Source organism: Tessaracoccus sp. OS52 (assembly GCF_020687685.1).
Classification (GTDB): Bacteria; Actinomycetota; Actinomycetes; order Propionibacteriales; family Propionibacteriaceae; genus Arachnia.
In genome coordinates this window covers 1,089,673-1,116,305 of record NZ_JAJEWM010000001.1, presented here as the reverse complement: position 1 = coordinate 1,116,305, position 26,633 = coordinate 1,089,673, and the positions used below count along the sequence as shown (strand labels likewise).

The 26,633-nt window shown below is 68.2% G+C and carries 22 protein-coding genes; 9 read left to right on the top strand and 13 right to left on the bottom strand.

Annotated features, from left to right (window positions below; all coding sequences use genetic code 11):
* The gene (locus LKO27_RS05200) at positions 1–2,091 is read right to left on the bottom strand and encodes a type IIA DNA topoisomerase subunit B (RefSeq protein WP_370629944.1); all 2,091 of its coding nucleotides are present in this window, start codon (positions 2,089–2,091) and stop codon (positions 1–3) included.
* 165 nt (positions 2,092–2,256) lie between these two features.
* Here LKO27_RS05200 and LKO27_RS05195 point away from each other — a divergent pair, with 165 nt between their 5' ends.
* A complete protein-coding gene (locus tag LKO27_RS05195; RefSeq protein WP_227735842.1) occupies positions 2,257–2,454 on the top strand; it encodes a hypothetical protein in 198 nt (65 codons plus the stop codon).
* A 61-nt stretch (positions 2,455–2,515) separates the two neighbouring features.
* Here the strand turns inward: LKO27_RS05195 and LKO27_RS15400 are convergent, their stop codons facing one another.
* From LKO27_RS15400 to LKO27_RS05155, 7 genes are all read right to left on the bottom strand, one after another.
* Complete coding sequence (locus LKO27_RS15400; RefSeq protein WP_304650886.1) at positions 2,516–4,048, bottom strand: molybdopterin-dependent oxidoreductase; 1,533 nt, start codon at positions 4,046–4,048, stop codon at positions 2,516–2,518.
* Between the two features lie 52 nt (positions 4,049–4,100).
* Positions 4,101–4,892, bottom strand: coding sequence for an NAD(+) diphosphatase (gene nudC, locus LKO27_RS05180; protein ID WP_227735840.1), 792 nt, complete (start codon positions 4,890–4,892; stop codon positions 4,101–4,103).
* 142 nt (positions 4,893–5,034) lie between these two features.
* Positions 5,035–5,733 (bottom strand): DUF6320 domain-containing protein, encoded by a 699-nt coding sequence (locus tag LKO27_RS05175; RefSeq protein WP_227735838.1) that lies wholly within the window; start codon positions 5,731–5,733, stop codon positions 5,035–5,037.
* Positions 5,730–7,115 (bottom strand): alcohol acetyltransferase, encoded by a 1,386-nt coding sequence (locus LKO27_RS05170; RefSeq protein ID WP_227735836.1) that lies wholly within the window; start codon positions 7,113–7,115, stop codon positions 5,730–5,732. The genes LKO27_RS05175 and LKO27_RS05170 overlap by 4 nt, the downstream gene beginning before the upstream one ends.
* Positions 7,112–8,119, bottom strand: coding sequence for an alpha/beta hydrolase (locus tag LKO27_RS05165; protein WP_227735835.1), 1,008 nt, complete (start codon positions 8,117–8,119; stop codon positions 7,112–7,114). Before LKO27_RS05165 ends, LKO27_RS05170 begins: the two co-directional genes overlap by 4 nt.
* Before the next feature lie 34 nt (positions 8,120–8,153).
* Entirely contained in the window at positions 8,154–11,300 is a 3,147-nt protein-coding gene (locus LKO27_RS05160; RefSeq protein WP_227735833.1) for an ATP-dependent DNA helicase, read from the bottom strand.
* Positions 11,297–14,410 carry an ATP-dependent DNA helicase gene (locus tag LKO27_RS05155; protein ID WP_227735831.1) on the bottom strand — a complete coding sequence of 1,038 codons (3,114 nt, stop codon included), beginning with the start codon at positions 14,408–14,410 and terminating at the stop codon, positions 11,297–11,299. Before LKO27_RS05155 ends, LKO27_RS05160 begins: the two co-directional genes overlap by 4 nt.
* Positions 14,411–14,584: 174 nt before the next feature.
* Here LKO27_RS05155 and LKO27_RS05150 point away from each other — a divergent pair, with 174 nt between their 5' ends.
* From LKO27_RS05150 to LKO27_RS05135, 4 genes are all read left to right on the top strand, one after another.
* The gene (locus LKO27_RS05150) at positions 14,585–14,791 is read left to right on the top strand and encodes a cold-shock protein (RefSeq protein ID WP_227735829.1); all 207 of its coding nucleotides are present in this window, start codon (positions 14,585–14,587) and stop codon (positions 14,789–14,791) included.
* A gap of 116 nt (positions 14,792–14,907) precedes the next feature.
* Positions 14,908–15,711, top strand: coding sequence for a PP2C family serine/threonine-protein phosphatase (locus tag LKO27_RS05145; protein WP_227735827.1), 804 nt, complete (start codon positions 14,908–14,910; stop codon positions 15,709–15,711).
* Positions 15,712–15,765: 54 nt separating this feature from the next.
* A complete protein-coding gene (locus LKO27_RS05140) occupies positions 15,766–15,990 on the top strand; it encodes a DUF3107 domain-containing protein (RefSeq protein WP_227735825.1) in 225 nt (74 codons plus the stop codon).
* A 207-nt stretch (positions 15,991–16,197) separates the two neighbouring features.
* The gene (locus tag LKO27_RS05135) at positions 16,198–17,571 is read left to right on the top strand and encodes a DEAD/DEAH box helicase (protein WP_370629943.1); all 1,374 of its coding nucleotides are present in this window, start codon (positions 16,198–16,200) and stop codon (positions 17,569–17,571) included.
* Between the two features lie 31 nt (positions 17,572–17,602).
* Here LKO27_RS05135 and trpS read toward each other — a convergent pair whose 3' ends face one another.
* Together trpS and LKO27_RS05125 are read right to left on the bottom strand one after the other, a co-directional pair.
* The gene (trpS, locus tag LKO27_RS05130) at positions 17,603–18,682 is read right to left on the bottom strand and encodes a tryptophan--tRNA ligase (RefSeq protein WP_227735824.1); all 1,080 of its coding nucleotides are present in this window, start codon (positions 18,680–18,682) and stop codon (positions 17,603–17,605) included.
* 32 nt (positions 18,683–18,714) lie between these two features.
* Positions 18,715–19,569 carry a PHP domain-containing protein gene (locus LKO27_RS05125; RefSeq protein WP_227735822.1) on the bottom strand — a complete coding sequence of 285 codons (855 nt, stop codon included), beginning with the start codon at positions 19,567–19,569 and terminating at the stop codon, positions 18,715–18,717.
* Positions 19,570–19,597: 28 nt separating this feature from the next.
* Between LKO27_RS05125 and LKO27_RS05120 the strand changes: the two genes are divergently transcribed.
* Entirely contained in the window at positions 19,598–20,080 is a 483-nt protein-coding gene (locus LKO27_RS05120; RefSeq protein WP_227735820.1) for a DUF2505 domain-containing protein, read from the top strand.
* A 47-nt stretch (positions 20,081–20,127) separates the two neighbouring features.
* On the opposite strand, the gene LKO27_RS05115 is transcribed toward LKO27_RS05120, so the two are convergent.
* Positions 20,128–20,934: a Ku protein gene (locus tag LKO27_RS05115; protein ID WP_227735818.1), complete on the bottom strand. Its 807-nt coding sequence runs from the start codon at positions 20,932–20,934 to the stop codon at positions 20,128–20,130.
* Positions 20,935–21,027: 93 nt separating this feature from the next.
* The gene (locus LKO27_RS05110; RefSeq protein ID WP_227735816.1) at positions 21,028–21,510 is read right to left on the bottom strand and encodes a hypothetical protein; all 483 of its coding nucleotides are present in this window, start codon (positions 21,508–21,510) and stop codon (positions 21,028–21,030) included.
* Positions 21,511–21,596: 86 nt separating this feature from the next.
* Here LKO27_RS05110 and LKO27_RS05105 point away from each other — a divergent pair, with 86 nt between their 5' ends.
* The 3 genes from LKO27_RS05105 to LKO27_RS05095 all read left to right on the top strand — a co-directional run bounded on the left by LKO27_RS05105 (position 21,597) and on the right by LKO27_RS05095 (position 23,717).
* Entirely contained in the window at positions 21,597–21,938 is a 342-nt protein-coding gene (locus tag LKO27_RS05105; protein WP_227735814.1) for a hypothetical protein, read from the top strand.
* Entirely contained in the window at positions 21,935–23,221 is a 1,287-nt protein-coding gene (locus LKO27_RS05100; protein ID WP_227735812.1) for a hypothetical protein, read from the top strand. The genes LKO27_RS05105 and LKO27_RS05100 overlap by 4 nt, the downstream gene beginning before the upstream one ends.
* A gap of 136 nt (positions 23,222–23,357) precedes the next feature.
* Complete coding sequence (locus LKO27_RS05095; RefSeq protein ID WP_227735811.1) at positions 23,358–23,717, top strand: Rv3235 family protein; 360 nt, start codon at positions 23,358–23,360, stop codon at positions 23,715–23,717.
* Here LKO27_RS05095 and secA read toward each other — a convergent pair whose 3' ends face one another.
* Positions 23,718–26,507: a preprotein translocase subunit SecA gene (gene secA / locus LKO27_RS05090; protein WP_227737218.1), complete on the bottom strand. Its 2,790-nt coding sequence runs from the start codon at positions 26,505–26,507 to the stop codon at positions 23,718–23,720. It lies immediately after the preceding gene.
* Between the last annotated feature and the right edge of the window lie 126 nt (positions 26,508–26,633).

Below are 26,633 nucleotides of genomic sequence, written 5' to 3'. Positions count from 1 at the left end.
CTACGCGTCGATCCGGTCGGCTTCCAGCGAGTAGGCACCGCGCACGATGAACTCCTTGCGCGGGGCCACGTCGTTGCCCATCAGCATCTCGAAGACGCCCTCGGCCTCCGCGGCGTCGTCGACGGTGAGCCTGCGCAAGGTACGGTGCCGCGGGTCCATCGTCGTCTCAGCCAACTGGTGGGCGTCCATCTCACCCAGGCCCTTGTAGCGCTGGGGTTCCTTGAAGTTGATGCCCTTCTTGGTGAGCTCGGCCGCCTTCCGCTGGTACTCGGCATCGGTGTAGGTGTAGATGTACTTCTCCATGCCGCGCTTCGGGTTGGTGAGCTCGAAGCGGTGCAGCGGCGGCACGGCGGAGAAGACCCGGCCCGCCTCCACCATCGGCCGCATGTAGCGGAAGAAGAGGGTGGCCAGCAGGCAACGGATGTGGGCGCCGTCTGAGTCCGCGTCGGCCATGAAGATGATCTTGCCGTAGCGGGCGTTGTCGACGTCGAACGTGCGGCCGGACCCCGCCCCAAGCACCTGGATGATGTTCGCGCATTCGACGTTCTTGAGCATGTCCCCGACGGAGGCTTTCTGCACGTTGAGGATCTTGCCGCGGATGGGCAGCAGCGCCTGGAACTCGGAGTTGCGTGCCACGTTGGCGGTGCCGAGTGCGGAGTCGCCCTCGACGATGAACAGTTCGGTGAGCTCACCGTCGGTGGAACGGCAGTCCTTCAGCTTGGCAGGCAGCGTCGAGGACTCCAGGGCGTTCTTGCGACGCTGGTTCTCCTTGTGGGCGCGGGCCTGCATACGGGTGCGGCCCGCGGCGACGACCTTCTCCATCAGCGTGCGGGCCACCGGCTTGATGGCGGCCTTGGAACTGGTCAGCCAGGCACCCAGTTCCTCCTCGACGATGCGCGTGACGAGTCGCTGCACCGGCGGGGTGCCGAGGACCTCCTTGGTCTGGCCCTCGAACTGCGGTTCCGCGAGCCGAACCGTCACGACGGCGGTCAGGCCCTCCATGCAGTCGTCGCGGATGACCTCGTCGCCGTTCTTCAGGATGCCCCGCGTGCCCTCCAGCGACTTGATGAAGGCCTTGGTCAGGCCACGCTCGAAGCCAGAGACGTGGGTGCCACCCTTCGGGGTGGCGATGATGTTGACGAACGACTTCAGGACAGTGTCGTACCCGGTGCCCCACCGTACGGCGATGTCCACCTCGAGCTCGCGCTCGACGTCGGTTGCCGTCATGGACCCGGATGAGTCGAGCATCGGGACCGTCTCGGTGAACTTGTCGCGCCCCTGCAGCCGGATGACGTCGGTCAGGGGGGCGTCAGGTGCCAGGTAGTCGGCGAACTCGGTGATGCCGCCGATGTGGAGGAACTCCTCCGAGGTCTCCTGCGCTGTGCGGCGGTCATGGACGACGATCTTCAGACCCGGGACGAGGAACGAGGTCTGCCGCGCCCGGTCGAGCAGGTGGGTGAGGGAGAGCTCGGCGTCCTTCAGGAAGATCTGGTCATCGGTCCAGTAGCGGACGCGCGTGCCCGTCCGCCCCTTGGGGACCTTGGCAACCTTGCGCAGGCCACTGGTCGGTGTGAAGGTCGCTGCGGGGCCGTCGCCGTCGAACACTCCGGGCACGCCGCGCTTGAAGCTCATCGCCCAAGTCGCGCCGTTGCGGTCCACCTCGACGTCGAGCCGGACCGAGAGGGCGTTCACCACCGAAGCGCCGACGCCATGGAGGCCACCGGTGGCGTTGTAGGAGGAGTTCCCGAACTTCCCGCCGGCGTGCAGCTTGGTGTAGACCACCTCGACGCCGCTCAGCCCGGTGCGTGGTTCCTTGTCGACGGGAATGCCACGGGCCTTGTCCACCACCAGCACCGAGCCGTCGCGGCCCAGAGTGATCTCGATCTCCTCACCGAAGCCGGAGAGGGCCTCGTCGACGGAGTTGTCGATGATCTCCCAGAGGCAGTGCATGAGTCCCCGGGTGTCCGTGGAACCGATGTACATCGCGGGGCGCTTGCGAACCGCCTCGAGGCCTTCGAGCACCAGCAGGTTCTTGGCCTCGTAGTCGCGTGGGGTGTGGGAGATGTTCTTCTGGGACTGCACCCGCCCCACGTTACCCGCAGCCGCCCCCGCAACCGTGCAGCGGCGCGGGTCCGGAGCGCAACCTGAGCGCGTTCGCCGCCCGCGAATAACACACCTGTCATCCAAGGCTTGGAACAATCCGGGAACCCGGTACGTTGTTAACTATCAAGAAGCATCCAAGAGAGCGAGGCGAGCATGACCGAGACCGCAATTGACCCCGCCCTGACCGCCCTGGACCGTTGTGACCGGTGCGGCGCCCAGGCGTACCTGCGAGTAATCCTTCCCAGCGGTGGCGAGCTCATGTTCTGCGCTCACCACGCCAACGCGCACCGGGACAAGCTGACCCAGGTCGCGGCACGGATCCAGGACGAGACCAACAAGCTGCAGGCCTGAGGGCCAGTAATAAACAGCGCAACAGGCCCCGGGGAAACCCGGGGCCCTGTCGTGCCCCGGCTCAATCCGTGACGGTCACCCTGATGGTGTGCCAGCCGGTGGCGCCGTCCGGGGCGGGGTCGGCAAGGGCCTCGGTCTGCACCTCGCCGAAACCGTCGGTGGCACGGACCGCGATCTCGTACTCGCCAGGGTCGGCCTGCCAGGTGAACATCCACTGCCGCCACGAGTCGATGGACGGCTCCGCCGCCAGCGTCGTCTCCTGCCACTGGCCCTCGCCGATGCGCACCTCCACGCGGCTGATGCCTCGGTGCTGCGCCCACGCCACTCCTGCCAGCACCACGGAACCGGCGCTCACGTTGCCGGACTTGGGAACGTCGATCCTGGCTGCCGTCTTCACCGGCCCCAGCGCCGACCAGCCGCGCGGTGTCCAGTAGCCCTCGTCTGCAGCAAAGGTGGTCACCTTCAGCTCGGTGACCCACTTGGTGGCCGAGACATACCCATAGAGTCCGGGCACCACGAGCCGTACCGGGAAGCCGTGCTGGGCAGGGAGTGCCTCGCCGTTCATGGCGACGGCCAGCAGCGCGTTGCGGTCATCCGTCATCGCCACCAGAGGCGTGCCGGCGGTGAATCCGTCGACGCTGGTGGAAAGCACCATGTCTGCCCCGTCCTCCACCCCCGCCCGGGCCAGCAGTTCGCGAACGGGTAGCCCAGTCCAGACGGCGTTGCCAACAAGGTCCCCTCCGACGTAGTTGGAGACGCAGGCGAGCGTCACGAGCGCTTCCACGAGTTCCTCGCCCAGCAGTTCGTCGAACGTGAACTCGATCTCACGCTCCACCATCCCGGTCACCCTCAGGCGCCAGGAGTCCGGATCCACTTGGGGCACCACGACCGCGGTGTCGATGCGGTAGAACGAGTCGTTCGGCGTGATGAAGTCCGCCTGTCCCGGGACCCCTTGAATGGCCGCAGCGGGAACGACCACAGGCTTGAGCACCCGCAGTCCCGTCAGTCGATCCCGGGCGGCCTCGACCACTTCCCGAGCCTGGCTGAGCGCCCGGCCGGCAAGGACGGCGGCCAGCCCGGCAACGGTCACCCCGCCGGCCCAGAGCAGTGCCGAGCGGCGGCTCACCCCGTCGGCCTGGTCCCGGACGGCCATTGCCGCGACGCCGCCCAGGCGAGCCAGGGCCCAGAGGCCGGCCAGCAGACCGGCCGCGGTCGGGACCGCTGCACCCCAACCGGTGTCAGGGCGGGTCAGGACGGCCGCCGTCCCCACCAGACCACCCAGGAGGAAGAGTCCGATCCCCATTGGCCGCGACTGGTGGTACAGCGTCCCCACCAGTGCGCAGCCGAGGACCAGCACCACGGCCATCCCGACGCCGAGCGCCAGCTTGTCGGCCGTGCCGAACGCTGCCACCGCGAAGTCCTTCAGCCAAGGCGGGGTCAGGTCGATGAAGGCGCTCGCCACCGCAACCAGAGGGGAAGCGCTCGTGGAGACGAGCCCCGCTCGGGCGAGGAGCGCTGCTCCCAGTTCTGCGACGCCCAGGGTCACGGCCCCGGCTGCGACGCCGGTGAGCGCTCCGGGCAGGCGGCTCGTCATCCACCAAGTCTGCCACCTGATGCCGAGCCACCCGTTCGGCGTGTCAGTGCTTTCAGCCGGCCTCTGGCCGCTGGAGTTCGCCTGAGAGCCAAGCGTCCACAAGCTGCCTGGCTATCGAAGCCCCGCCGGGCAGGGTCAGCTCCCCGGCTGCGACGGCTCGGGTGAGCTCGTCCCGCTCCCAGTAACGTGCCTCCACGATCTCGTCGCCGTCCGGCTGGAGCCGGGCGTCGGAAGCTGCCGCGACGAAGCCCAGCATGAGCGAGCGCGGCATCGGCCACGGCTGGGATGACACGTAACGCACCGCGGACAGTGCGACGCCCACCTCCTCAGCCACCTCACGCCACACCGCCTGTTCGAGCGACTCCCCCGCCTCCACGAACCCCGCGATCACCGAGACCCGGCTTTCGGGCCAGATCGACTGGCGGGCGAGGAGCAGCCGGTCGGAGGGGTCGAGGATGGCGACGATGACGGCGGGATCCTGCCGGGCGAAGGCCAGCGCCCCACACTCCGGGCACCGCCGTCTGGCGCCTCCCGAGTCCGGGATCGTCGGCTCGCCGCAGCGGTCGCAACGCGGCCGGGTGCCGTGCCAGCGGACGAGGGCGACGGCGGCCGCCGTCAGGTCCCAGTACCCGGGCCGGGTCTCACGCCACGGCGTCGGATCGCCTGCCGTCAGCTCCGTCGTCGGCCGGGCGAACCACGTCCGCCCACCGTGGTTGCCGAGCAGGATGTCGTCGGGCTGCAGCTCGCCGGGTTCCCGGAGAGGCACGGGTGCTCCCTGGTCGCCGGAGAACCGCCCGTCGCGGTCCACCTCGAGGACGAGCGCCTGCTGCCAGCTGGTAGCCACTGCTTCCCCGGACCGGGACAGCGCGACACGGTCCAGCGTTGAGGGTGCCGACCAATGGTTCAAGTTCTTCCTCCCGTGACAGCCCGCCCGAGGACGCCTGGAGCGAGGTGCCCGTCCTGACGCTACACGCTCTCCCGCCCGCTCAGACGTGCAGCCGACGGTGGAGGGCCTCGCCCAGTTCGCGTCGCTTGAGCCCCACCATCAGGCTCAGCAGCACCAGGCTGAAGCCAACGCAGACCACGGACGGCAGGACGGTGGTGACCCACCCCAGCGCCACGAAGAGGCCCGGCACCAGCCCGAACACCAGCACCAGCAACGCCTTGCCGAGGTGCTCCAGCGGCTCGAGGCGCACCACCCAGACCACGATCCCGAGCGCGACGTTGGCGAAGGTGCAGATGGCAGGGATGGCCCAGGTGGTGGCCCAGGACCCGCCACCGGAGACCTGCGCCCACGCGGCAGCCGCGGCGGACAGCAGCACCACGAGCCAGATGACAAGGCTCCCCACGTTGCGTCTGCGATACGCGGCGGCCAGCACCACCAGCCAGAGGGTGGCTACAGAGAGCCACACGGTGCGCACAGGGGCCATCAAGTTCGGCACCAGCAGCTGCGCGGCGAACGAGAGCACGACAGCCACCACTGACAGCGCGACCAGGACCCTCCTGACCTGACGCCTGTCGAACCGCAACGGTGGCGCCGGGTAGAGCTCCGCCTCCCCGGAGGCTGCTTCGGCTCGCTGCAGTGGGACCCGGCAGAGCGGGCAGTCCTCCCATCGACCCAGCACCTGGGCCCCGCAAGAGGGGCAGCGGCCGATGTGGTCCGTCGGGCCCGACGGCGCGGTCACGCGAGTTCCTCTGGCGTCACCCTGCTGACGTTGAGGGTCACCGGCACGCCCCGCTCGGTGAGGTGGCGGACGAACGCGGCGTGGTAGTCGGTCTCCACGAACGGGCTGGTGAAGGAGATCGTGAGTACGCCGTCGTGGCTCATCATGCAGAACTGGGGCCGGGCCGCAGAGACGTGGAACAGCAGTTCCCGCACGTGGGCCGCGACGGCGCCCGGCAGGTCCACCCGACCCAGGTTCGAGATCGCCGCCGTCAGGCCGCGGTTGTTGACCCAGTTCACGACGGCCAGTACCCGGTCCTTCAACGGGCGCGGGAACACCCGCAGCAGCGGGTTCCGCTCGAAGCGGACCAGCCTGTGGATCTTGCGAGCGAGGCGCTCGCGGGTGATCTGGGCGCCGAACTGCGCTGCGAGGTCGAGGCAGACGGCCTCCAGGGTGTCGCCCTCCGGGTTGTCCCCATAGCGGTGTGCCAGGCGGGTGGTGGCGAAGAAGTTGCGGCCCGACCCAGTCGGGAAGAACTGCCGGAGGTTGACCGGCACGGAGACTGTCATGATCCTGGCCCGGTGCGGGGTGGGCCGCACGGTCCTGACCGACTGGAAGAACAACGCGGTCATGAAGATCGTCAAGGACACGCCGGCGGCACGCGCCAGGGCCAGCGCTGGGCCCACGGGCATCGAGAGTTCCACCACCCGGGTGCGCAGGTCGGGAGTGGGGGTGCCAGAGATCTGCACGACGTCGCGGCCGGCGATGCGACGCGGACGGATCTCGGGGCGGTCATCGCTTCCGACGGAGGCCGGCAGCGCGGTGGACTCGACTGCGGAAGCGGCCTCGTCCTCGAACGGCACACGGCGCGTGCCCGCCCGGAACCAGTGGGTGAACGCGTCGATGTCAAGTGCCTGCTTCACTCCGCCCGTGGCGGGCGCCGGGGCGCTGAAGTCCTCGGGGTGCCGGAGCCCGACGTACTCGGTGAGGAGGTCCTGGAAGAACCAGAGGGCGCCGGTGCCGTCGGTGAGTGCATGGAAGATCTCCAGCGAGATGCGACGACCCCGGTGCAGAACCCGGAACAGCAGTTCCCGGCTGTCGTCGCGGTAGAGGTGCGTCACCGAGGGCGCATCGTCGGTGGTGACGGATGGGTGCAGCGCCGACTGCTGCAGGTAGTACCAGAACACCCCCCGCCGCAGGACCGCGCTGAACAGCGGGTACTGGGCGTAGACGCGGTCCAGTGCCTCCTGCAGCACCGCCGGATCGATCGTCTCGTCCAGGTCGGCCGAAAGCCTGAACACCTTGCTGTCCACCTCGTTGCGGGCGGCCAGGAAGATGCTCGCCGAATTGTCCAGCCGCACCCAACTGCGCCCCGTCGTCGGTTGCGGGTTCGCGAGCTTCACGACGGGCCCTCCATGGCGGGTCCCGCGGTCAGGTCACGGCTGTCTGTGAGGTCGCCGTCGAGGAAGGAACAGATGTGCTCATAGCCCCTGGTGGGTGCCCTCAGGAACCGTGGCAGGGCGATGAAGCCGTGCAGGGCCCCGTCCACGCGCTCAAGCCGGGTGGGGGTGCCAGCGGCGCGCAGGGCATGGGCGAAGGCCTCGCCCTCGTCGCGCAAGAGGTCGTACTCGGCCGTGACGACGAGGGTCCGGGGAAGCCCGGACAGATCGTCTGCGGCCAGTGGCGACACCAGCGGGGAGTCCCGCTGGGCGGGGTCCGGCTGGTACATGGAAAGGTAATCGCGGACCTCGCGCGCCGTCAGGCGCAGACCGGTGCCGTACTGCGCGACCGAGGCGAACGGTGAGGTTTCCGGGTCGTGGTCCCATTGGGTAACCGGATAAAGAAGTGTTTGTGTCCGTGGGAGAGGCCCGCCCTCCTCACGCAGCACCAGACACACCGCCGCCGCGAGGTTGGCACCCGCGGAGTCCCCGATCAGGTGGATGTCCGCCGCGGTCTCGAGTCCTACGAGCGACGGTTGCTCGAGCACGAGCTGCGCCACCCGTAGGCAGTCCCTCAGTCCCGCTGGGTACGGGTTCTCGGGGGCGAGCCGGTAGTCCACCGAGCACACCACCCGCCCCGTGACGTCAGCCATCGTCAGGCAGGTGCTGGTGTAGGTGTCGATGTCTCCTGTCACCCAGCCGCCCCCGTGGAAGAACAGCAGCACACCGGGACGCTCACCGGAGCGTGGCAGGAAGAGCCGGACCGGAATCCGCGTGCCGTCCTCTCCGAGTACGGTCTGGTCCAGGAGCCTGCTGGGGTCGTGCGGAGTCCAGGCCAGCGCCCGCTGCGCGCGACGAACCAGCTGGTAGTCGTCGCGCATGTTGATGCGAGGGGCGGCGAACAGGCTGAGGACGGCCTGGGCCAGCCGCCCTATCGGCGGACCCTCGGAGGCCTGGCTTCCCGTCATGGTCCCACCCTACGGGGAACAACCAGCCGCCCGATCAGCTGTCCCCCGCCGTCGCGAGCGCGTCGTCGATCAGCTTCGCGGGGGCATCGGAGACAACCAGGGTGTCGGAGAGCACATGGTAGAACGCCGCCCCGACGCGCTCGGGATCCAGCCCCTTGGAGCGGGCCCAGGCCTGCCGGTAGATGGCGAGTTGGAGTGGGTCGGCGGGACTGTTGGAGGTCTTCCAGTCCACGACGAGGTGGTCGTAGGCGTCCCCGTCCCACTGGTGCACGGCGTCGATCCGGCCACGCAGCACATGCCCACCCCATCGCAGCAGGAACGGCACCTCCACCTCCAGGGGCTGGCGGTGGGCGAACTGCCCCCGCTCGAAGGCTGCGACGAGCGCGTCGAACCCCGGCGGCTCGGCCCCCCGGGGGGCCTCCAATTCCTCGAAGGTCGGTGCGGAGGTGGCGAACCGCCGCTGGATCCAGTCGTGGAACCGCGTTCCCAGAGTGGCGGCAGCCGATGGTGGCCGGGGCATGGGCCGCAGCAGCCTCTCCGCGAATTCCTCGGGATCGGTGGCCATCGCCATCACGGCGGTTGCCGAGAGTCCCTCCGGGATGGCGACGTCGCGCGCCCGGCGCCTTCGATGCTGCTCCACCAGCAGCCGGGCATCCGAGTCCCAACCCGCAAGACGCTCGGCAGCTCCGACCTCCATGGTCCCGGAGGCCCACACCCACTCCTCGAGCGTCGCGTCGTCCGCGCCCGCCGCGACCAGCCGGGCAGCGTCTGCGACGAGACGGGCCGCGTCCCGGCGCGCGGAGAGCTCCGTTTCGTCCTGCGCTGCCGGCCAAGCGGCCACTACGTCGTCGTGCGGGTGTGGGTTCTCGGCGGAGGCCACCATCCCTGCCGCGTCGGCGCCTGCGGCCTCGGCGATCTGTTCGAAGTAGTCGGACACCCCTCGTGGGCGTTTCAAGCCAGGGGTCCACACGTGGCCGCTGGCCACCAGCAACTGCTTTGCCCGCGTGGCGGCGACGTAGGCCAGGCGGTCCTCGGATTTGCGGTGTTCCGCCTTCGTCTCGGCCTTGAAGGCTTCCATCCCCTTCTTCGAGTAGTCGCGCAGTTGCGGAATGCCGGACGCGTCGCCCCGCAGCGGCGAGGGCAGGCTGGCGGCCCTCGTCGGCCAGATGCCGCCGCGGTCCTCGGAGGGGAACGTGCGATCTGCCAGAGCCGGGATGAACACCGTGTGCCATTCCAACCCCTTGGCCCGGTGCATCGTCAGGAGCTTGACCGAGTCCGCCTCGCTGGGGACGGCCTGCTCAAGGCCCACCCCATGTCTGTCCTCTGCGTCCAGGTAGGCGAGGAAACCACCGAGGCTGCCGTCGCCGTCGACGTCCACGTACTCGCTGACCGCTGCGAGGAACCTGGAAAGCTGGGACGAGTCTCCGCCCGGCCTGGCCAACAGCTCGACCTCCAGGCCCAGCCTGCTGATCACCCGCCGCACCAGGTCGACCACCGGTTCGGCCACATGACGTCGTAGGTCGGCAAGTTCGGCCGCGAACTGCGCCACCCTGGACCTGCCCTCGTCGCTCAACGGTGCGTCCCCCGGATCCGTGACCGCATCCAGGAGGGAGACCACCTCGCCCGGGTCCGCATCCGTCACTACGTCCTCGAGCTGCTCCGACAACGTCGGGGGGGCCCCGCGGGGGTCCGACGCGGCACTGAGTTCTCGAGCCCGACGTCCGAGCACCTCGAGGTCCCGCAGCCCGACGCGCCACCTGCTGCTGGTGAGCAACGTGGCGACGTCCGGGTTGGCCGAGATGTCGTCCAGAACCCGCAGGGTGGCCACCACCGGCACCACTTCCGGCAGATGGATCAGCCCCCCGAGCCCGACGATCTCGGTCGGGACGTCACGGTCGCGCAGCACCTCGTAGACCTGGGCAAGGGTCGCGTTGCGGCGCACCAGCACGGCGATCTCCGGCCAGGGGGTTCCCCCCTCATGCTCCGCCACCACCCGCTCCGCCAGCGCGTCCAGTTCCTCGGCCAAGGTGTCGAACAGGGCGGCATCCACCGTGCCGGGCGGAGTCCCTTCCGGGGCGACCAGACGCACCCCCTCCACCTGCCGGGGAGTGGTCAGCGATTCGGCCAGCCTGTTTCCCACGTCCAGGATGCGCTGCCCGCTGCGACGGTTGATACGCAACGTGAGCTGGGGCGAGTCCGCGCCGTCGGGGCCCGGAAACAGCCGGGGGAAGTCAAGGATGTTGTTGGCCGCGGCGCCACGCCATCCGTAGATCGCCTGGTTCGGGTCGCCGACGGCGGTCACGGGAAACCCCTCCCCGAACAGGGTCCGCAGGAGGACTGCCTGCGCTGCGGAGGTGTCCTGGTACTCGTCGAGCAGGACCACCCGGAAGCGACGGCGCAGCGCGGCCGCCACGTCGGGGACGGCGCAGGCCAGTTGCACCGCGCGACGCAACTGGTCTGCGTACTCAACCAGTCCTAGACCGGCCTTGAGCCGCTGGTAGTCCCCGACGAGCTGCAGCAGCTCCAGCCGTTCGTCGAGGGCCGCCAGTGCGGCGGCCACGTCCTTCGTCGGCCCGCCACGGTACAAGGGCGCGTTCTCGAACCGCTCCCGCGCGGTGTGCGTCAGTTCGACCACCTGTTCCGGATCCACAAGATGGCTCTGCAACTGGGAGTCCAGTTCCAGCACCCGTTCGGGAATGGTCTGGTGAGACAACCGGCTGATGCTGGTGAAAGGGCCCGGTGCCGCGGCGACGGCTCGCGCGGCGAGCCTGAATCGCGACGCTCCCGTCAGCATGACCGGGTCCGAGTCGAGGCCGAGCAGCAGGCCGAACTCGGCGACCAGCCGGGCCGCGAAGGAATCGTAGGTCTGGATGACTTCGGCGCCCTCGGAATCGTCACCCGTGAGGACTCCCGCCCTCTCGAGGGCCGTAGCGACCCGCCCGGCGAGTTCCTGCGCGGCTTTCCGTGTGAAGGTGAGGCCCAGCACTTCCTCGGGACGCACCTGGCCGGTGCCTACGAGCCAGACCACTCGCGCAGCCATGACGGTCGTCTTGCCGGTGCCCGCCCCGGCGATGATCACGGCGGGAGCCAGCGGAGCTGTGATGGCCTCCAGTTGCTCCTCCGAGAACGGGACGCCCAGCGCGTCACACAGGTCCTGGCGAGTACGCAGCGCGGGACTCATGCGCCGATCTCCTTTCCGCTTGTGTGGAGGGCGGGACACGAGGCCGCGAACTGGCAGTAGTTGCAGGCGCTGCACTGGGTGGCGGGAAACTCCCCCGAGTCGATGATCGTGACGGCCCGCGCCAGCCTGTCGTGCACCCACGTCGGTCCGACCTGAAGCTCCTCGCCCTCGAGTGCGGCCTGGTCCTGGATGGATGGTTGTTCCACCAGTTCCGGCCAGACCTCACCGTGGCGCAGGAACAGCAGAGCCGGGGCAGCCACCTGGCGCACTCCGGGTGCGAACTCCTCGAACGCTCCCAGCGTGGCTGCGAGCTGGTACACGCCGAGTTGCGCGTGGTCGGCAACGTCTCGTTGCCGCAGCAGGCTCCTGCCGGTCTTGAGATCAACCACTTTCAACCGCCCTCCACTCAGTTGCAGGCGGTCCACGGTGCCGGAGAGCTCCACGCTGCGGCCCGCGACGTCCAGCGTCACCCTGAAGGGCACCTCGACCGCCACCACGTCGTCGACGGAGGCGTCGTGCCAGGCCGAGAAACGCTCGACGGCGGCCTCGATCTCGGCGCGCTCGGAGACCGACAGCCATTCCGCCTCGAACGGGATCCGATCCCAGACCCGCGCCAGCTCTTCCTTGAGTCGCTCGGCGTCCAGCCCGTCGGTCACTGCCCGCTGGGCGAGCAGGTGGACGACGTCGCCCACCGAGGCCCGCGACCTCCGGCCGGCTTCCGCCCCTGCCCGGCGGGAGAGGAACCACCGTCGCGGACAGCTCAGCAGCGTTTCCAGTTGCGAGCCGCTGATCCGGACGGTCCGGGGAGCCTCAGGCGGCCCGGAGGAGTCCTCACGCACCCCCCACCAGGTTCGCGGGTCCGCGGCGGAGAACGGCTGGTGCCCGTCCGCGTCGGTGACCGCGGCGAACTGCGCCAGGCGGAGAGCCGCGGCGCGGCGCAGACCCGCACCCACACCGGGATCACCGGCGACCGTGCGCAGCTCAGCCACCAGAGCAGCGGCGGTCAGCCGCTGGGCCGGCCTGCCGTGCACCCGCTCAGCCGGGACCCCCAGCTCGTCGAGGAACCGGGAGGGTCTTCCGGCCTCACCTTCGACACCCTGGGAGGCAGAGACGTGCAGTTCCTCAGCCGCCCGCCCGATGGCGACGTGGAAGAGCCGTCGCTCGTCCCCCAGCACCGTGGCAGGGCTGACGGCGTCGAGGTGGTCCGGCGCGAGCCGGTCAGGATCCAGCAGGAGACTGCGTCGGGCGAGCTGCGGCCACCGGCCCTCCTGCACCCCCACCACCCAGATGCGCCGCCACTGGTCGCTGGCTGCCCGGTGCGCCGTCAGCAGCCTGACCCCGCGTCCCACGAGTTCCAGTTCGCGTCCGGTGTCGGCCGGGATCTCCTGGCCAGAGACCTCGGTGATGAACGTCCGCGCCCCAGCGACCCCGACGAGGTCCTCACGACGTGCGGCGAGCTCGAAGAGCTCCACGATGGCGTCGAGATCATGGTTGGCGCGCCGCGACCCGGCCAGCGCCGCCTGCCTGAGGCTCCGCGGCCAGTTGGTTGCGTCCCACACCTGCCAGAGAGCCTCCCGCACGCTGCGCCCCTTGGCCAGCGCGTCCGCGGCGTCGTGGAGCAGCAGGGCCAGCCGTCTTGCCAGGTCAGCCTCCTCGCCGACCACCCCCTCCAGGAGGTCCGGCTCCACCAGACAGCGACCCAGCAGCTGTACTGAGTTGCCCGCCCCCGGGTGGGACTCGAGCAACTTGCGACCGAGCCTGCGTTGTCCGATGCTGTCGAGTCCGCTGAGCGGCGACGTGAACAGCCTGTTGGTCTCGTCCGCGTCGGGGCGACCGCCCCTGGCCGCCACGCCCAGAGCCAGGAGGAGCACCTGGACCGCCAACTGACCTGCCAGCGCGATCTCGTCGCCGGCCACCTCAACGGGAACCCCGTAGCGGCTGAGCTCGCGCGCCAGTGGCCCCAGCTGTGACCTGCCCGCGCGCACCACCACTGCCAGGTCCGACCACTGCAGCCCGTCACGCAGGACAGCCTGTCGCAGAAGCTGTGCCAGGTGGGCCTGCTCGGCTGCCTCGTCGTCGTAGACGCGCACGCTCACCCTGCCCACGGGCCCCGGGGCCGGCGACGGGGAGGGTGCGGCTCCCAGCGGCGATAGCCGCCGCCGCAGGCTGTCAAGGGAGGAGGCGACCGCGGCCGAGTTGCGGAAGCCTTCCGTCAGGTCGAACCGGAGCGCGTTCTGCTCGGCCAGCAACGTGGGAACTGCCTGGGCCGTGGCGCCCCTGAAACCGTGGATGCGTTGCTGCGGATCTCCGAAGGCGTGCAGGGCGATGCCCGAGCGGGCGCAGTCAACCAGAAGCGCGAGCTGTGCGGCGTCGAGGGACTGCACATCGTCGACGATGATCGCGTCAATCCGGGACGACAGACTGGCCGCGACCGCGGTGTCAGTCAACAGCAGCCTTGCCCGATAGACCAGCTCCGCGTAGTCGAGGGAGCCGTCGAAGTCACAGATGGTCAGGTACTCCTCGAAGAACTCGGCCACCCGCTCGAACAGCCGGTCCTGACCGTCCCCGGCGATCCGTGCCACGTCGGAAGGGTCCAACGAGAGTTGCCTCGCGCGCGCCAGGACCTCGCGCACCTGCCGTGCGAACGCCCGCGTGGGGACGGCCTCCCGAAGGTCCTCGGGCCAGAAGGCTGGGCCCAGCTGGTCCAGCAGCTCCCGGATCCGCAGTTCCTGCTCCGGTGCCCGCAGGAGCCGCCACGGCACGTCGCTGTCCCCCAGCTCCCGCAACCAGCCCAACGCGAGGCCATGCACCGTCGTGACACGGGCGGACACCTGGGCACCGCCGGTGCGCCGGACGATCTCCCGGCGGAGGCGCTGTGCGTCCGCACGGGAGGAGGCCAGGACCGCCATCCGCTCCAGCGATCCGCCGGTCTCGATCCGCGCCGCCACGCTCGAGACCAGCGCCAGCGTCTTGCCCGTTCCCGGCCCCCCGACGACCACCCGGATGCCGGGCCCGGGACTCGCCGCCAACTCTTGGGCAGGGGTCAGCGGAGGCACAGGGGGCGGGCTCTGGCGCACGAGGCGCCAGCCAGTCTCGGGTCGGGAGGTCACGTCACCATGCAAGCAGGTGCCTCCGACAAGTTCATCTCAGCGGGAGGATTTCTCGCGTTTCATTAGACCTGAACCCGATGCTGTGAAAGAGTGGACCCACCCAGCCGGTGGAGAACAGGCTGAGGGCCTGGGGCACGAGGTGTGCAACGGGAGTTTCAAAAGGAGAAGGCAGTAATGGCACAGGGAACCGTCAAGTGGTTCAACGCCGAGAAGGGCTACGGCTTCATCGCCGTCGATGGTGGCGAGAGCGAAGACGTATTCGTGCACTGGAAGTCCATTGAGGCAAGCGGCTTCCGCTCGCTGGAAGAGAACCAGCGCGTGGAGTTCGACATTGTCCAGGGTCAGAAGGGCATGCAGGCGGATCACGTTCAGGTGATCTGACCAAGTAACCAGACCAAACTTCAAGCACCACAGGGGCACCAGAGACCATCTGGCTGCCCCTGTGGCTTGTCCGGGGGTGCTTAATATGAGTCACAACCCGTACAGACGAGGAGAACATGACCCAGCCCACTCAGCCCACGAAGGGTGAGCGCAGTCACTACGTGCGCGTCCCTGCACCTTGGATCGCGGGATGCAGCGACGTCGGGTTGAAGCACAGGAGCAACCAGGACGCGTTCTGCCTCGCCGCGCGGCCGGGCGATGAGCGCACCGCCGTACTCGCCGTGGCCGACGGCGTGAGCACCGCCGCCGGATCCGAGCTGGCCTCCCTGGTGGCTTCTGAAGCTGCTTGCATGCACCTGGCCAATCGCATCGAGGAGGGCACCGCACCCAACCTCGCGTTCGTACAGGCCTTCGCGGAGGCGCAGGATGCCGTGCTTTCCGCCAGGCAGGGTGACGACGCCGCGGCCTGCACGCTGGTGGCCGGAATCATGACGCCCGACAGCATCGCGGTGGGCAACGTCGGTGACTCGCGGGCCTACTGGCTGGGAGACGACGGCCTCTGCCTCCTGCTCAGCACGGATGACTCCATGGCACAGGCCCGGATCATGCTCGGGATGTCGCGCGCGGAGGCGGAACAGTCGAACCAGGCCCACTCGATCACGAAGTGGCTCGGTCGGGACGCCGCGAACGTCACCCCATCGGTCATCACCCACCAGCCCACGACGAACGGCTGGCTCCTGCTGTGCACCGACGGATTGTGGAACTACGCCAGTTCTCCCGAGGAGATGCACCACCTGGTGAAGGGATTCGTGGAGCGTACCGCTTCCCCCGGGGCGATCGCCGAAGGACTCGTTGACTGGGCAAACAGCAAGGGCGGCCGGGACAACATCACGGTAGCGGTCGCCCGTTACGAGGCCTGATCCGGTTCTCCTGCCCGGGTAGGGTGGGAAACAACCAACGAATCTGGAGATCAAATGGAAGTGAAGATCGGCATCGCCGACGTACCCCGCGAACTCACCGTCCGGACCGAATCGGGGGCGGACGAACTCGTCGCCGCGCTGAGCAGCGCCGTGGCCGACAGCGGACTGTTCGAGCTGACCGACACCAAGGGCCGTCGCGTGGTGGTACCCGCGGCGAAGGTCGCCTACCTCGATCTCGGTGCCGTCGAGGAGCGCCCCGTCGGTTTCGGCGCCGTCTGAGCGCGCGGGTGGCGGTGCAGTAGAGTGGGGCTGGTAAATCCCCCACGGCGCTTGCGCGCCGCTCCCCGCCGCCTGCGAGGCCTCCGCCCCGGGCCGGCCCGAATGTAAGGTCTTACGCTGAGCGAACAAGAGCAGCCGGGCGAACAGACGTTCGCCGATCTGGGCATCAAGGAAGAAATCACCTCCGCACTCGCCGCCTCCGGCATCGTGCACCCGTTCCCCATCCAAACGCTGGCGGTCCCGCTGGCCATCGGCGGTGCTGACCTCATCGGTCAGGCCCGCACCGGCACCGGCAAGACGCTGGCTTTCGGCGTCAGCCTCCTGCACCGCCTGGAGATCCTGGCAGAAGCCGAAGGACAGCAACCGACCCACGGCAAACCCCGCGCCCTGGTCATCGCCCCCACCCGCGAACTCGCACTGCAGGTGGCCCGGGACCTTGCGCTGGCCGGGACCAACCTCAAGACCCGGGTCCTCACCATCTACGGCGGAACCAGCTACGACGAGCAACTCTCGTCCCTGGAGGAGGGCATCGACGTCGCCGTCGGCACCCCGGGCCGTCTGCTCGACCTGGCGAACCGCCGCGCCCTGGACCTCTCCGAGGTCCAGGTTCTCGTACTCGACGAGGCCGACGAGATGCTCGACCTCGGGTTCCTGCCTGACATCGAGCGAATCCTGGCCAAGGTCCCCAAGGGTCGGCAGACACTGCTGTTCTCAGCCACGATGCCGGCCCCCATCCTGGCACTGGCGCGGGCGACGCTGAACCGCCCGATCAACATCCGGGCCGAGGGTCACGACGCCAAGGCGACGGTTCCTGACATCGACCAGTTCGTCTACCAGGCGCACGACCTGGACAAGCCGGAGATGGTCGCACGCATCCTCCAGTCCACCGACGCCACGAAGGTCATGATCTTCTGCCGCACCAAGCGAGCGGCGCAACGGCTGGCCGACGAGCTGGTGGATCGTGGCTTCGCTGCCGCCCCCATCCACGGCGACCTGAACCAGGCGGCCCGCGAGCGTGCCCTCAAGAAGTTCCGGGCCGGCACGATCAACACCCTCGTGGCCACCGACGTCGCCGCCCGCGGCATCGACATCTCCGGTATCAGCCACGTCATCAACTACGAGTGCCCCGACACCGACGCCACCTACGTCCACCGCATCGGACGCACCGGTCGTGCCGGCAACGCCGGCGTGTCGGTGACCCTCGTGGACTGGGCCGACGTCACCCGCTGGAAGGTCATCGACAAGGAACTCGAGCTTGAGCTGGGCGTCCCGGCCGAGACCTACTCGTCGTCCCCCCACTTCTATGAAGAGCTGAACATCCCGGCGGGCACCAAGGGACGGCTCCCCGGGGCGAAGCCGGTGGAGCGGGAGCGTCCGAAGCGAACCGAATCCCATCGCGAACGCGACTCCGGAGACGCCTCACACCGTCGCCGTCGTCGCACGACCGAACCCGCGGGAGACCGGCCCCCGAAGGACGAGGCCGTCGCCTCCAAGCCGCGCAGGCGCAGGACGCGGCGCCGCGGTGGTGTCGAGCTGACCGGCGGCGGTTCCCAGACGGCCGCGGAGCCGGCGTCGGAGTAGGCTTCCACACCCCGGCGCCCGGGGCGAGCTCTCAGTAGGCCATGTTCATGGCCCGACGCACCTCGTCCAGGGTGGCCTCGGCCACCTCGCTGGCGCGGCGGTTTCCGTCGGCGAGGATCTGGCTGAGCGCGCCCGGGTCCGACATCAGCTCCGCCCTGCGTGCGCGGTGTCCGGCGAAGTGATCGTTGACGGCCTCAGTGACCAGCTTCTTCAAGCCGCCGCCGCCGGCGTCGCCCAGTTCGTCGGCGACGTCGACCGGGTCCCGGTCAAGGCACAAGGCGGCGATGTTGACCAGGTTGGAAACCTCGGGCCGGTTCACCGGGTCATAGGTGATGTGGCGCTCCGAGTCCGTCACCGCGCGCTTCAGCAGTTTCGCGGTCTCGTCCGCGGTCATGCCAAGTTCGATCGTGTTGTTCTTCGACTTGCTCATCTTCGTCCCGTCCAGGCCCAGGATGATGCCGCTGCGGCTCAACAGCGCGTCGGGCTCGGGAAACACCGGCCGCTCAGCGTCGGCACGTCCGTAGCGCTCGTCGAAGCGACGCGCGATCACGCGGGCCTGTTCGATGTGGGGCAGCTGGTCCTTGCCGACGGGCACGAGGTTGGCCTTGCAGAACAGGATGTCGGCGGCCTGGTGGACGGGGAAGGTCAGCATCAGTCCCGACATGGGGCGGCTGGAACCGGCGAGTTCGTCCTTGACCGTCGGGTTCCTGCGCAACTCGGCGTCAGTGACCAGCGCCAGGAACGGGAGCATCAGCTGGTTCAAGGCGGTCACCGTCGAGTGGGTGAAGATGACGGTGCGCTCGGGATCAATGCCGGCCGCCACGTAGTCGGCCAGCGCGTTGCGGACGTTGTCGGCCAGGTCGTCGAGCCCGTCACGGTCGTAGATGACCTGGTAGTCGGCGATCAGCAGGAACGTCTCGATCCCCAGGTTCTGCAAACGCACGCGGTTGGCAAGCGACCCGAAGTGATGGCCGATGTGGAGACGCCCCGTGGGCCGGTCCCCCGTCAGCATCCGGAATTGGGTCGGGTCCTTCGCCAGCTGGCTCTCGATCTCCTGGCTGCGGGCCGTGGCGGCGCGCAGTGAAGCGTCGGTGTCTGTGGTGGGTTCCATGCGGTTGCTCCTGATCTCGTGCGCCACCAACCCTATCGTCCGGCGCTCCGACGGGCACCCATGCGCCTCACCAGCTCGTTGAACGCCGATTCCCGGGTCAGGTTGGCGGCCAAGGGATTGTCCTTCTTCCCCGAGCCGTGGTAATCGCTCGACCCCGTGCGTACCAGGCCGAGCCGCGCTCCGAGTTCCGAGAGGAGTCCCCTGGTGTGCTGGTCGTGGTCGGGGTGCAGGACCTCGATGCCGTCGAGCCCGTGCTCGCGCACCAGTGACTCGATCACCTCCGCGGTGGCGACCCGCGCGTTGCCGCGACCCCACGGGTGGGCCAGGACCGCCACCCCCCGGGCGCCGTGCACCAGGTCGATTGCCCTTCCGACCTCAGTTGCGTACCGCCCGACGTACCCCGGACGATCCTCGGCGAGGTAGCGGCTGAACGCCTCGTCGCGGTCCTTCACGTAACCCTTCGCCACCATCGCATCGGCGAAATGCGGTCTACCGATGGACGGCGCGCCCTTCGCGGCAGCGAGTACCTCGTCCATCGTCACGCCCACCCCGGCCGCCTCCAGCCGGGCGCACATCTGCGGCAACCGTTCCGTGCGTCCCACGCGAACCCGGGTCAGTTCGGCCAGCAGGTCGTGGTCATGGGTGTCGCACCCGTACCCCAGCAGATGGACCGACCTCCCGTTCAGTTCGGTGGAGATCTCGATTCCCGCCACGACGCGGATCCCGAGCCTGCGTCCCGCCTCCTGCGCCTCGGCGACGCCGTCGAAGGTGTCATGGTCGGTCAGCGCGATGACGTCGAGTCCTGCCTCCGCCGCCTTCATCACCAGACCCGTCGGGGTGTCGGTTCCGTCGCTCACCCTGGAGTGGGTGTGGAGATCAATCCTCATGGCCGCAATCCTAGGTACATTGGGGGACATGCAGCTGACCTACCACCACACTTACAACGGCACGCCCGAGCAGGTCGTCGCCCTGATGCGCAACAAGGACTTCATCGCGGATGTGGCCAAGCACGCCGGGGCGACCAGCCACGAGGTCACAGTCGAGGGCACTGTGGTGACCTTGCGGATGTCGCTTCCGGTCCCGGGAGAAGTAGCCCGGTTCGTCGGCAAGGACGTCAACATGGTGCAGCGGTTCGAGTGGGGTTCGCCCCAGGCCGACGGGACGAGCCGCGGGAACGTGGACGTCGACGTCAAGGGGATGCCCATCAACGTCGCAGCCGTGGCGGTGCTCAAGCCGCTGGGCGAGGCCACGGCCGGGGACTACTCCGGGGACCTCAATGTCAAGCTCCCGCTCGTCGGAGGCAAGGTCGAGAAGATGGTGGCTCCCTTCATCGAGAAGGCCTTCGCAGGCATCGAGCGGCGCGCCCAGGAGTGGCTCGCGCGCGACCAGCAGGGCTGACCGGCCAGTACCCAGAGCGCCTCCTGACGGCTTCCGGATCGGAAGGGTCAGGAGGCCTTCTTCTTGCCCTCCGCACGTCGCTTCTTCGCGGCCTCGACCGACGCCTTGAGCGTTGCCATGAGGTCCACCACCTCACCGCTGGGCTCCTGGTCCCCGGACGGCTCCGGAAGGGGCGTGCCCGCCAGTTTCGCCTCCACAACCTCGGTGACCGCTTCCCGATAGGAGTCCGTGAAGGCCTCCGGGTCGAAGCTTCCCTCGAGTTGCGCGATCAGGAGGTTCGCCATCTCCAGTTCCGCCGTGGAGACCTTCACTTCCTCGGAGGGGCGCGCGAACTCTCCGTCGCGCAGTTCGTCCGGCCAGAACATCGTGTGCATCACCAGCAGGTCGTCCTTGGGCCGGATCAGGGCCAGCGACTCCCGATTGCGCAGCGCCACCTTCACCACCGCCACCTTGTCCTGCTTGGCCAGCGCGTCCCGGAGCAGGACGTATGGCTTCTGCCCCATGTTCTGGGGCTCAAGGAAGTAGGACTTCTGCAGGTAGGACTCGTCGATCTCGGACTCGTCGACGAACTGCACCACGTCGACGGTCTTGAGCGTGCTCAGCGGCAGGGCGTTGAAGTCCTCGTCGGTCAGGATGGCCATGCGGCCGTCGGACGACTCGAAGCCCTTGGCGATGTCGCCCCATTGCAGCACCTCGCCGCACTTCTCGCACACGCGCTGGTAACGCACGCGGCCACCATCTGCTGCATGGACCTGGCGGAAGCTCACGTCCTTGTCCTCGGTGGCCCCGTACAGCTTCACCGGGATGGTCACCAGCCCGAATGAGATCGAGCCGTTCCAGATCGCTCTGGGCATGGCGTTCCTCCTTGCTCACCACGACGTGGGCGACAGCCGCACCAGACAATGATTACACCCGGGAGCCGACCGGGACGTCCATCGATGAAGTTCCTAGTGGCCGGAGGCCGCTTGTCTGCGGTACTCCTCGACGTCGTTCCAGAGCAGATCGTGGTCGTGCAGCAGGTCCTGAACCTCAGTGAAGTCCCAGGCGGTGTCGATGTCGAGGCCAGAGGCTGCCGCGGCCGCATCAGCGACGTCAACGCCGTCGGCCTCCGAGAACCAGCAGGTCATGGAGGTGGGCGGCACCTCGGCCACGACGCAGCCCCCGTTGGCCGGATCCTCACCCGGCAGGATGGATGAGGCGTCCAGCTCGGCCACCAGTACGAGCCTTCGGCCGTATCGCGCCAGCGCCGCAACCGAGGCGATGACCAGTGCCGCGTACTCCGCGTCCTCCAGCTGCTCCGACGTGTACCCGAGGGCCGCGAGCAGCTCAGGGGTGACCGTGTGCGCTTCCCGCCCTGCCAGGCTCGTCCCGCCTTCGATGGCGTCGAGTTCGTTGCTGGGCACGGGGATGAATACGAGTTGGCGTTCCACGCCCCCAGCCTAGGGCTGCGGCCCGGCCGTTGGCGGTAGGTTGACTGGGGAGTCCCACAGGCCAACCGGAAGGAACAGATACCGCGATGTACACCGCCGCCCGATGCCTGGCACTGGCCGTGTTCGCCCTGATGGCCCTGGTCGGTTGCGGCACGGCCGCCGAAGCCGAACCAGTGAGCCTGCGACTGGTCGTCACCTCTGCCGTCCCCGACGACGTCCTCAGGTGGGAGGTGCCCTTGGGGTCGGAGGTGACGATCGAGATCTCATCCGAGGTCAGTGAGGAACTGCACCTGCACGGCTACGAACTGACCGCCGACCTGCAGCCTGGCAGCACCACGACCATGGAGTTCACCACGGACATGACGGGCGCGTTCGAGATCGAAACCCATGGCGACCAGGTCATCTGGGCGAAGCTGGTGGTGCAATGATCCCGCTGCACGGGATCGCCACCCGGGAAGACCTGCCCCTTCCATTCCCCCTCGTGGTCGCCGCGGCCGCCGCAGTTCTGGTCGTCACGTTCTGGATCCTCCTGTTCGCCTGGCGGGAGCCCCGCTACCGGAGGAGAACCGGTCGGGAACTGCCTCGGCTCGGGAAGTTCATCGACTCCCCCGCGTTCTCCCGGCCGCTGCGGATGGCGGCCGGAGCGGTCTGGCTCGTGGCCGCCGTCGCGCTGGCGCTCGGAGCGGACAGGATCGACAATCCCGTGTTCGGTTTCGTCTTCGTATGGCTTTGGGTGGGGCTGGTGCCCGTCGCCTTGCTGTTCGGCGCCGTCTACCGGCGCACGAACCCCGCGCGACTCCTCCTGAGGCTCACGGGCACCACCGACGCCCCAGCAAGGCAGAACCTAGATTCAAGGCTCCCGGCTGCTCTGGCATTGCTCGTGTTCCTCTACGCGGAACTTGTGGAGCCCCTCTCCCTGACCCTGCCGGTGCTGCGCGGCTTTGCCGCATTGTGGCTCGCGTGGGCGCTCCTGGGCACAATGGCCACCTCACGTGAATGGATCGAGCGGGCGGATCCCTTCGAGAGCTTCGCCACCACCGTGGCGCAGCTGTCACCGTGGAGTCGGTCGGCCTCGGGCACCCTCATGATCATCAATCCGTTGCGCAATCTGGCCGCCTGGCAGGCCCCGAAGCATCAGACGGCCTTGGCGGTGGTCCTGCTGTCTGGAACCCTGTTCGACGCCGTGGCCGCCTCTGCGTGGTGGGTGAAGTTGACCCAGGCAAGTGACATCTCACCGCGCGTCCTCGGCAGCCTCGGGCTCTTGGGGACGGTGGCGGTGATCGGAGGGCTGTTCCTCCTCTGCGCTCTCCCCCTGCGCCCGCCGGAGCGTGGCCTGCTGCCGACGGCGGACAGGCTGGCACCCAGCCTGGTGCCGCTGATCGCTGGTTACTTCCTGGCCCACTACGCCACGATGCTCTACCTGGAGGGGCAGCGCACTGCCATCAGGTTCGCGGACCCGCTCGGTCTGGGATGGGACCTGTTCGGTCTGGCCGAGTCTGGCCCCGACACGACGCTGCTGGCCTACCCGATGCTGGTCGCCGTGGTGCAGGTGCTCCTGATCGTCGGTGGTCACGTGGCAGCGGCGCTGGTGTGCCACGACATCGCGCTGAGGGGAGCCCACGCGGCCAGCGCCGTGCTTCGGCAGACCCCGATGTTGGTCTTCATGGTGGGGCTAACCATTGCGGGCATGCTGCTGATGTTCGGGCAGTGAGCCGATCCCGACTTGTTGTCCGGGCCGGGGGCGGTGTTGTCACCCGAACCGAATGTGTTGTCACTCCCCTGATCGGTGTTGCCGCGAACCGAGGCTTTGGCCGGTTGTGCGCCGTGAAGACCATAGCGTCCACGTCATGACCGCCACGCAGATCAGATTCTCTCGCAGCAACGCGCCAACCCAGCGAGTCCCCCAGCAAGCGCTCGGGATAGTGATCGCCACCATGGAAGCCCTTCGCGGGCGCCGGGCGCTCCACCAGGTTCGCCCCCGGATGACCCGTCCGGCCTTTGAATCGCTCGTGGCGGCACTGGACGACGCTCGACTCGCAATCGCGTCAGTCGGGCGCATCACCACCCAGATGCCCACGCCCTACGCCGTGGAGGCCACCGTCAGTATCCACGTCCGCGGCCGCTGGCTGGCCTGCGCCTTGCGCGTCGACGGCACCCGGTCGGGACATTGGACGTGCTCAGAGGTTGCCGTCGTTGGCCTGAGTTGATCAGGAAGCAGTCACGGCCTTGCCGTGGCAGGCCTTGTACTTCTTTCCGGAGCCGCAGTAGCAGGGCTGGTTGCGGCCAGGCCGCTGCGGAGCCGCCGCCTGTGCCGTGGCCGTGGACTGCGCCTCGCCAGTCTCGTCGGGCGCCGTGTAGGAGAGGTTCTCCTGCTCGCGCGCCTCGAGCCCCTTCGCGAGGGGGGTGCGCGGCGTCGGCTCGTCAGCAGGGGCGCCGTCGACATCCTCGCCCGCGCCTCGGGACACCTTGCCCAGCACGTCCACCGGCGCGCCCTCGCCATCGGTCACGAGCCCGACGCTGACCGCCGGTTCCGGCTTGTTGACCTCGAGGTTGAACAGCAGCCCCACAACCTGCTCGAAGGAGGCTTCACGCATGGCGATGAACATGTCGCCGCCCTCGCGCTGGTACTCCACCAGCGGGTCTCGTTGCGCCATGGCGCGCAGGCCGATGCCCTCGCGGAGATAGTCCATCTCGTAGAGGTGTTCCCGCCAGTTACGGTCAACCACCGACAGCAGCACCTGACGCTCGAGCTCGCGCATGGTCTCGGCGCCGAGCTCTTCCTCGCGCTGGTCGTAGGCGCGCTTGACGTCCTCGGTGAACAGTTCGATGAGTTCGGACTGGCTCGGCAGATCCTCGGGCAGGTCCTCGTGGGCGATCCCGACGGGGTAGAGCGTGCGCAGTTCGTTCAGGAGCATGTCGATGTCCCAGTCCTCCGGAACCCCTACCGTGTGGGTGCGTACCACCTGGGCCACCACGGACTCGGCCCGTTCGCGCAACTGTTCCTCCAGATCGGCGCCGTCCAGGACGCGACGGCGGTCACGGTAGACGACGTGCCGCTGACGGTTCATGACGTCGTCGTACTTCAGGACGTTCTTGCGCATCTCGAAGTTGCGGGCTTCCATCTCCTTCTGCGCGGACTCGATGGTGTTGCTCACGGACTTGTTGTCTATCGGCACGTCATCCGGGACCTTCAGCATCAGCAGCGCACGCTCGAGCAACTCGGGTCGGAACAACCGCATCAGGTCGTCGGACAGGGAGAGATAGAAGCGGCTCTCCCCCGGGTCGCCCTGACGACCGGAACGGCCTCGCAACTGATTGTCGATACGGCGCGACTCATGGCGCTCGGACCCGACGACGTACAGGCCGCCGGCGGCCACGACCTCCTCGTGCTCGGCCTTGACCTGGTCCTCCAGCGTACGCAGCGTGTCAGGCCACTGCGCCTCGTACTCCTCGGGGGTCTCCACCGGATCGAGTCCCTGCTTGCGCAACTGGAGGTCGGCGAGGAACTCGGGGTTGCCGCCGAGCATGATGTCGGTGCCACGACCCGCCATGTTCGTGGAAACTGTGACCGCGCCCTTCCGGCCGGCCTGCGCCACTATCTCGGCTTCCTTCTGGTGCTGCTTGGCGTTCAGCACATTGTGCGGGATGCCTGCCTGCTTCAGGAGCTTTGAGAGGATCTCGGACTTGGCCACCGAAGCGGTTCCGATGAGGACCGGCTGACCGGCGGCGTGCCGCTCCACGACGTCGGCGATGATGGCCTGGTACTTGGCTTCCTCAGTCCGGTAGATCAGGTCCCGCTGGTCGATGCGGATCATCGGACGGTTCGTGGGGATCGAGATCACGCCGAGCCCGTAGATCTTCTGGAACTCCGACTCCTCGGTCTTGGCCGTGCCCGTCATGCCCGCGAGCTTCTCGTACATGCGGAAGTAGTTCTGCAGCGTGACGGTGGCCAAGGTCTGGTACTCGTCGCGGATCTGGACGCCCTCCTTGGCCTCCAGCGCCTGGTGCAGCCCCTCGTTGTAGCGGCGTCCGGCCAGGGATCGGCCGGTGTGCTCGTCGACGATCAGGATCTCGCCGTCGATGACGACGTAGTCCTTGTCCTTCTTGAACAGTTCCTTGGCCTTGATGGCGTTGTTCAGGTAGCTGATCAACGGAGTGTTGGCCGACTCATACAAATTGTCGATCCCGAGGCGGTCCTCGACGTGCTCGATGCCCGAGGCGTTGATGGCCACGGTGCGCTTCTTCTCGTCGACCTCGTAGTCCTCGTCCCGGGCGAGCTGGCGAACCAGCTTGGCGAAGACCGGGTACCACTCGTGGGTGTCCTGGGCCGGCCCGGAGATGATCAAGGGGGTGCGGGCCTCGTCGACGAGGATGGAGTCCACCTCGTCGACAATCGCGAAGTGGTGTCCCCGCTGGACGAGGTCCTCCTTCTTGAGCGCCATGTTGTCGCGCAGGTAGTCGAACCCGAACTCGTTGTTGGTGCCGTAGGTGATGTCGGCGTTGTAGGCCACGCGGCGCTCCGCCGGGGTCATCTTGGACAGGATGACCCCCACGTCCAGTCCGAGGAAGTGGTGGATGCGGCCCATCTGCTCGGACTGGTACTGCGCGAGGTAGTCGTTGGTGGTGACGACGTGTACGCCCTTGCCAGTCAGCGCATTCAGGTACGACGGCAGGGTGGCGACGTGGGTCTTGCCCTCACCGGTCTTCATCTCGGCGATGTTGCCCCAGTGCAGCGCGGCCCCGCCCATGAGCTGGACGTCGAAGAGGCGCTTGTTGACGACCCGGACCGTGGCCTCCCGGACGACGGCGAAGGCCTCCGGCATGATCTTGTCGAGGTCCTCACCGTCAGCGAGCCGCTGCCTGAACTCGTCGGTCATGGCACGCAGTTCGGCGTCCGACATCGCCTGGAAGTCCTCCTCGATGAGGTTGACCTGGTTGGCGATCTTCTCAAGCTTCTTCAACTGCGATCCTGAACCAATGTTGGTCAGGAAGTCCATGAATCCCACGTCGTCGGTCCTTTGGTTGACGTCATCTCAGCGCATGAAAGCACCAAGGGTGGCCGCGCGCCGCTGACCATCCTAGCCAGCAGCGGCGAACCACCCAAGGTGCGTGTCGAGGTTGCG

Coding starts and splice junctions, on each gene's coding strand:
- LKO27_RS05125 (WP_227735822.1), bottom strand. CDS start 19,569: ATGAGGATTGATCTCCACACCCACTCCAGGGTGAGCGACGGAACCGAC.
- LKO27_RS05115 (WP_227735818.1), bottom strand. CDS start 20,934: ATGCCCAGAGCGATCTGGAACGGCTCGATCTCATTCGGGCTGGTGACC.
- LKO27_RS05145 (WP_227735827.1), top strand. CDS start 14,908: ATGACCCAGCCCACTCAGCCCACGAAGGGTGAGCGCAGTCACTACGTG.
- LKO27_RS05105 (WP_227735814.1), top strand. CDS start 21,597: ATGTACACCGCCGCCCGATGCCTGGCACTGGCCGTGTTCGCCCTGATG.
- LKO27_RS05140 (WP_227735825.1), top strand. CDS start 15,766: ATGGAAGTGAAGATCGGCATCGCCGACGTACCCCGCGAACTCACCGTC.
- LKO27_RS15400 (WP_304650886.1), bottom strand. CDS start 4,048: ATGACGAGCCGCCTGCCCGGAGCGCTCACCGGCGTCGCAGCCGGGGCC.
- LKO27_RS05120 (WP_227735820.1), top strand. CDS start 19,598: ATGCAGCTGACCTACCACCACACTTACAACGGCACGCCCGAGCAGGTC.
- LKO27_RS05100 (WP_227735812.1), top strand. CDS start 21,935: ATGATCCCGCTGCACGGGATCGCCACCCGGGAAGACCTGCCCCTTCCA.
- LKO27_RS05150 (WP_227735829.1), top strand. CDS start 14,585: ATGGCACAGGGAACCGTCAAGTGGTTCAACGCCGAGAAGGGCTACGGC.
- LKO27_RS05160 (WP_227735833.1), bottom strand. CDS start 11,300: ATGAGTCCCGCGCTGCGTACTCGCCAGGACCTGTGTGACGCGCTGGGC.
- trpS (WP_227735824.1), bottom strand. CDS start 18,682: ATGGAACCCACCACAGACACCGACGCTTCACTGCGCGCCGCCACGGCC.
- LKO27_RS05195 (WP_227735842.1), top strand. CDS start 2,257: ATGACCGAGACCGCAATTGACCCCGCCCTGACCGCCCTGGACCGTTGT.
- LKO27_RS05095 (WP_227735811.1), top strand. CDS start 23,358: ATGACCGCCACGCAGATCAGATTCTCTCGCAGCAACGCGCCAACCCAG.
- secA (WP_227737218.1), bottom strand. CDS start 26,507: ATGGACTTCCTGACCAACATTGGTTCAGGATCGCAGTTGAAGAAGCTT.
- LKO27_RS05165 (WP_227735835.1), bottom strand. CDS start 8,119: ATGACGGGAAGCCAGGCCTCCGAGGGTCCGCCGATAGGGCGGCTGGCC.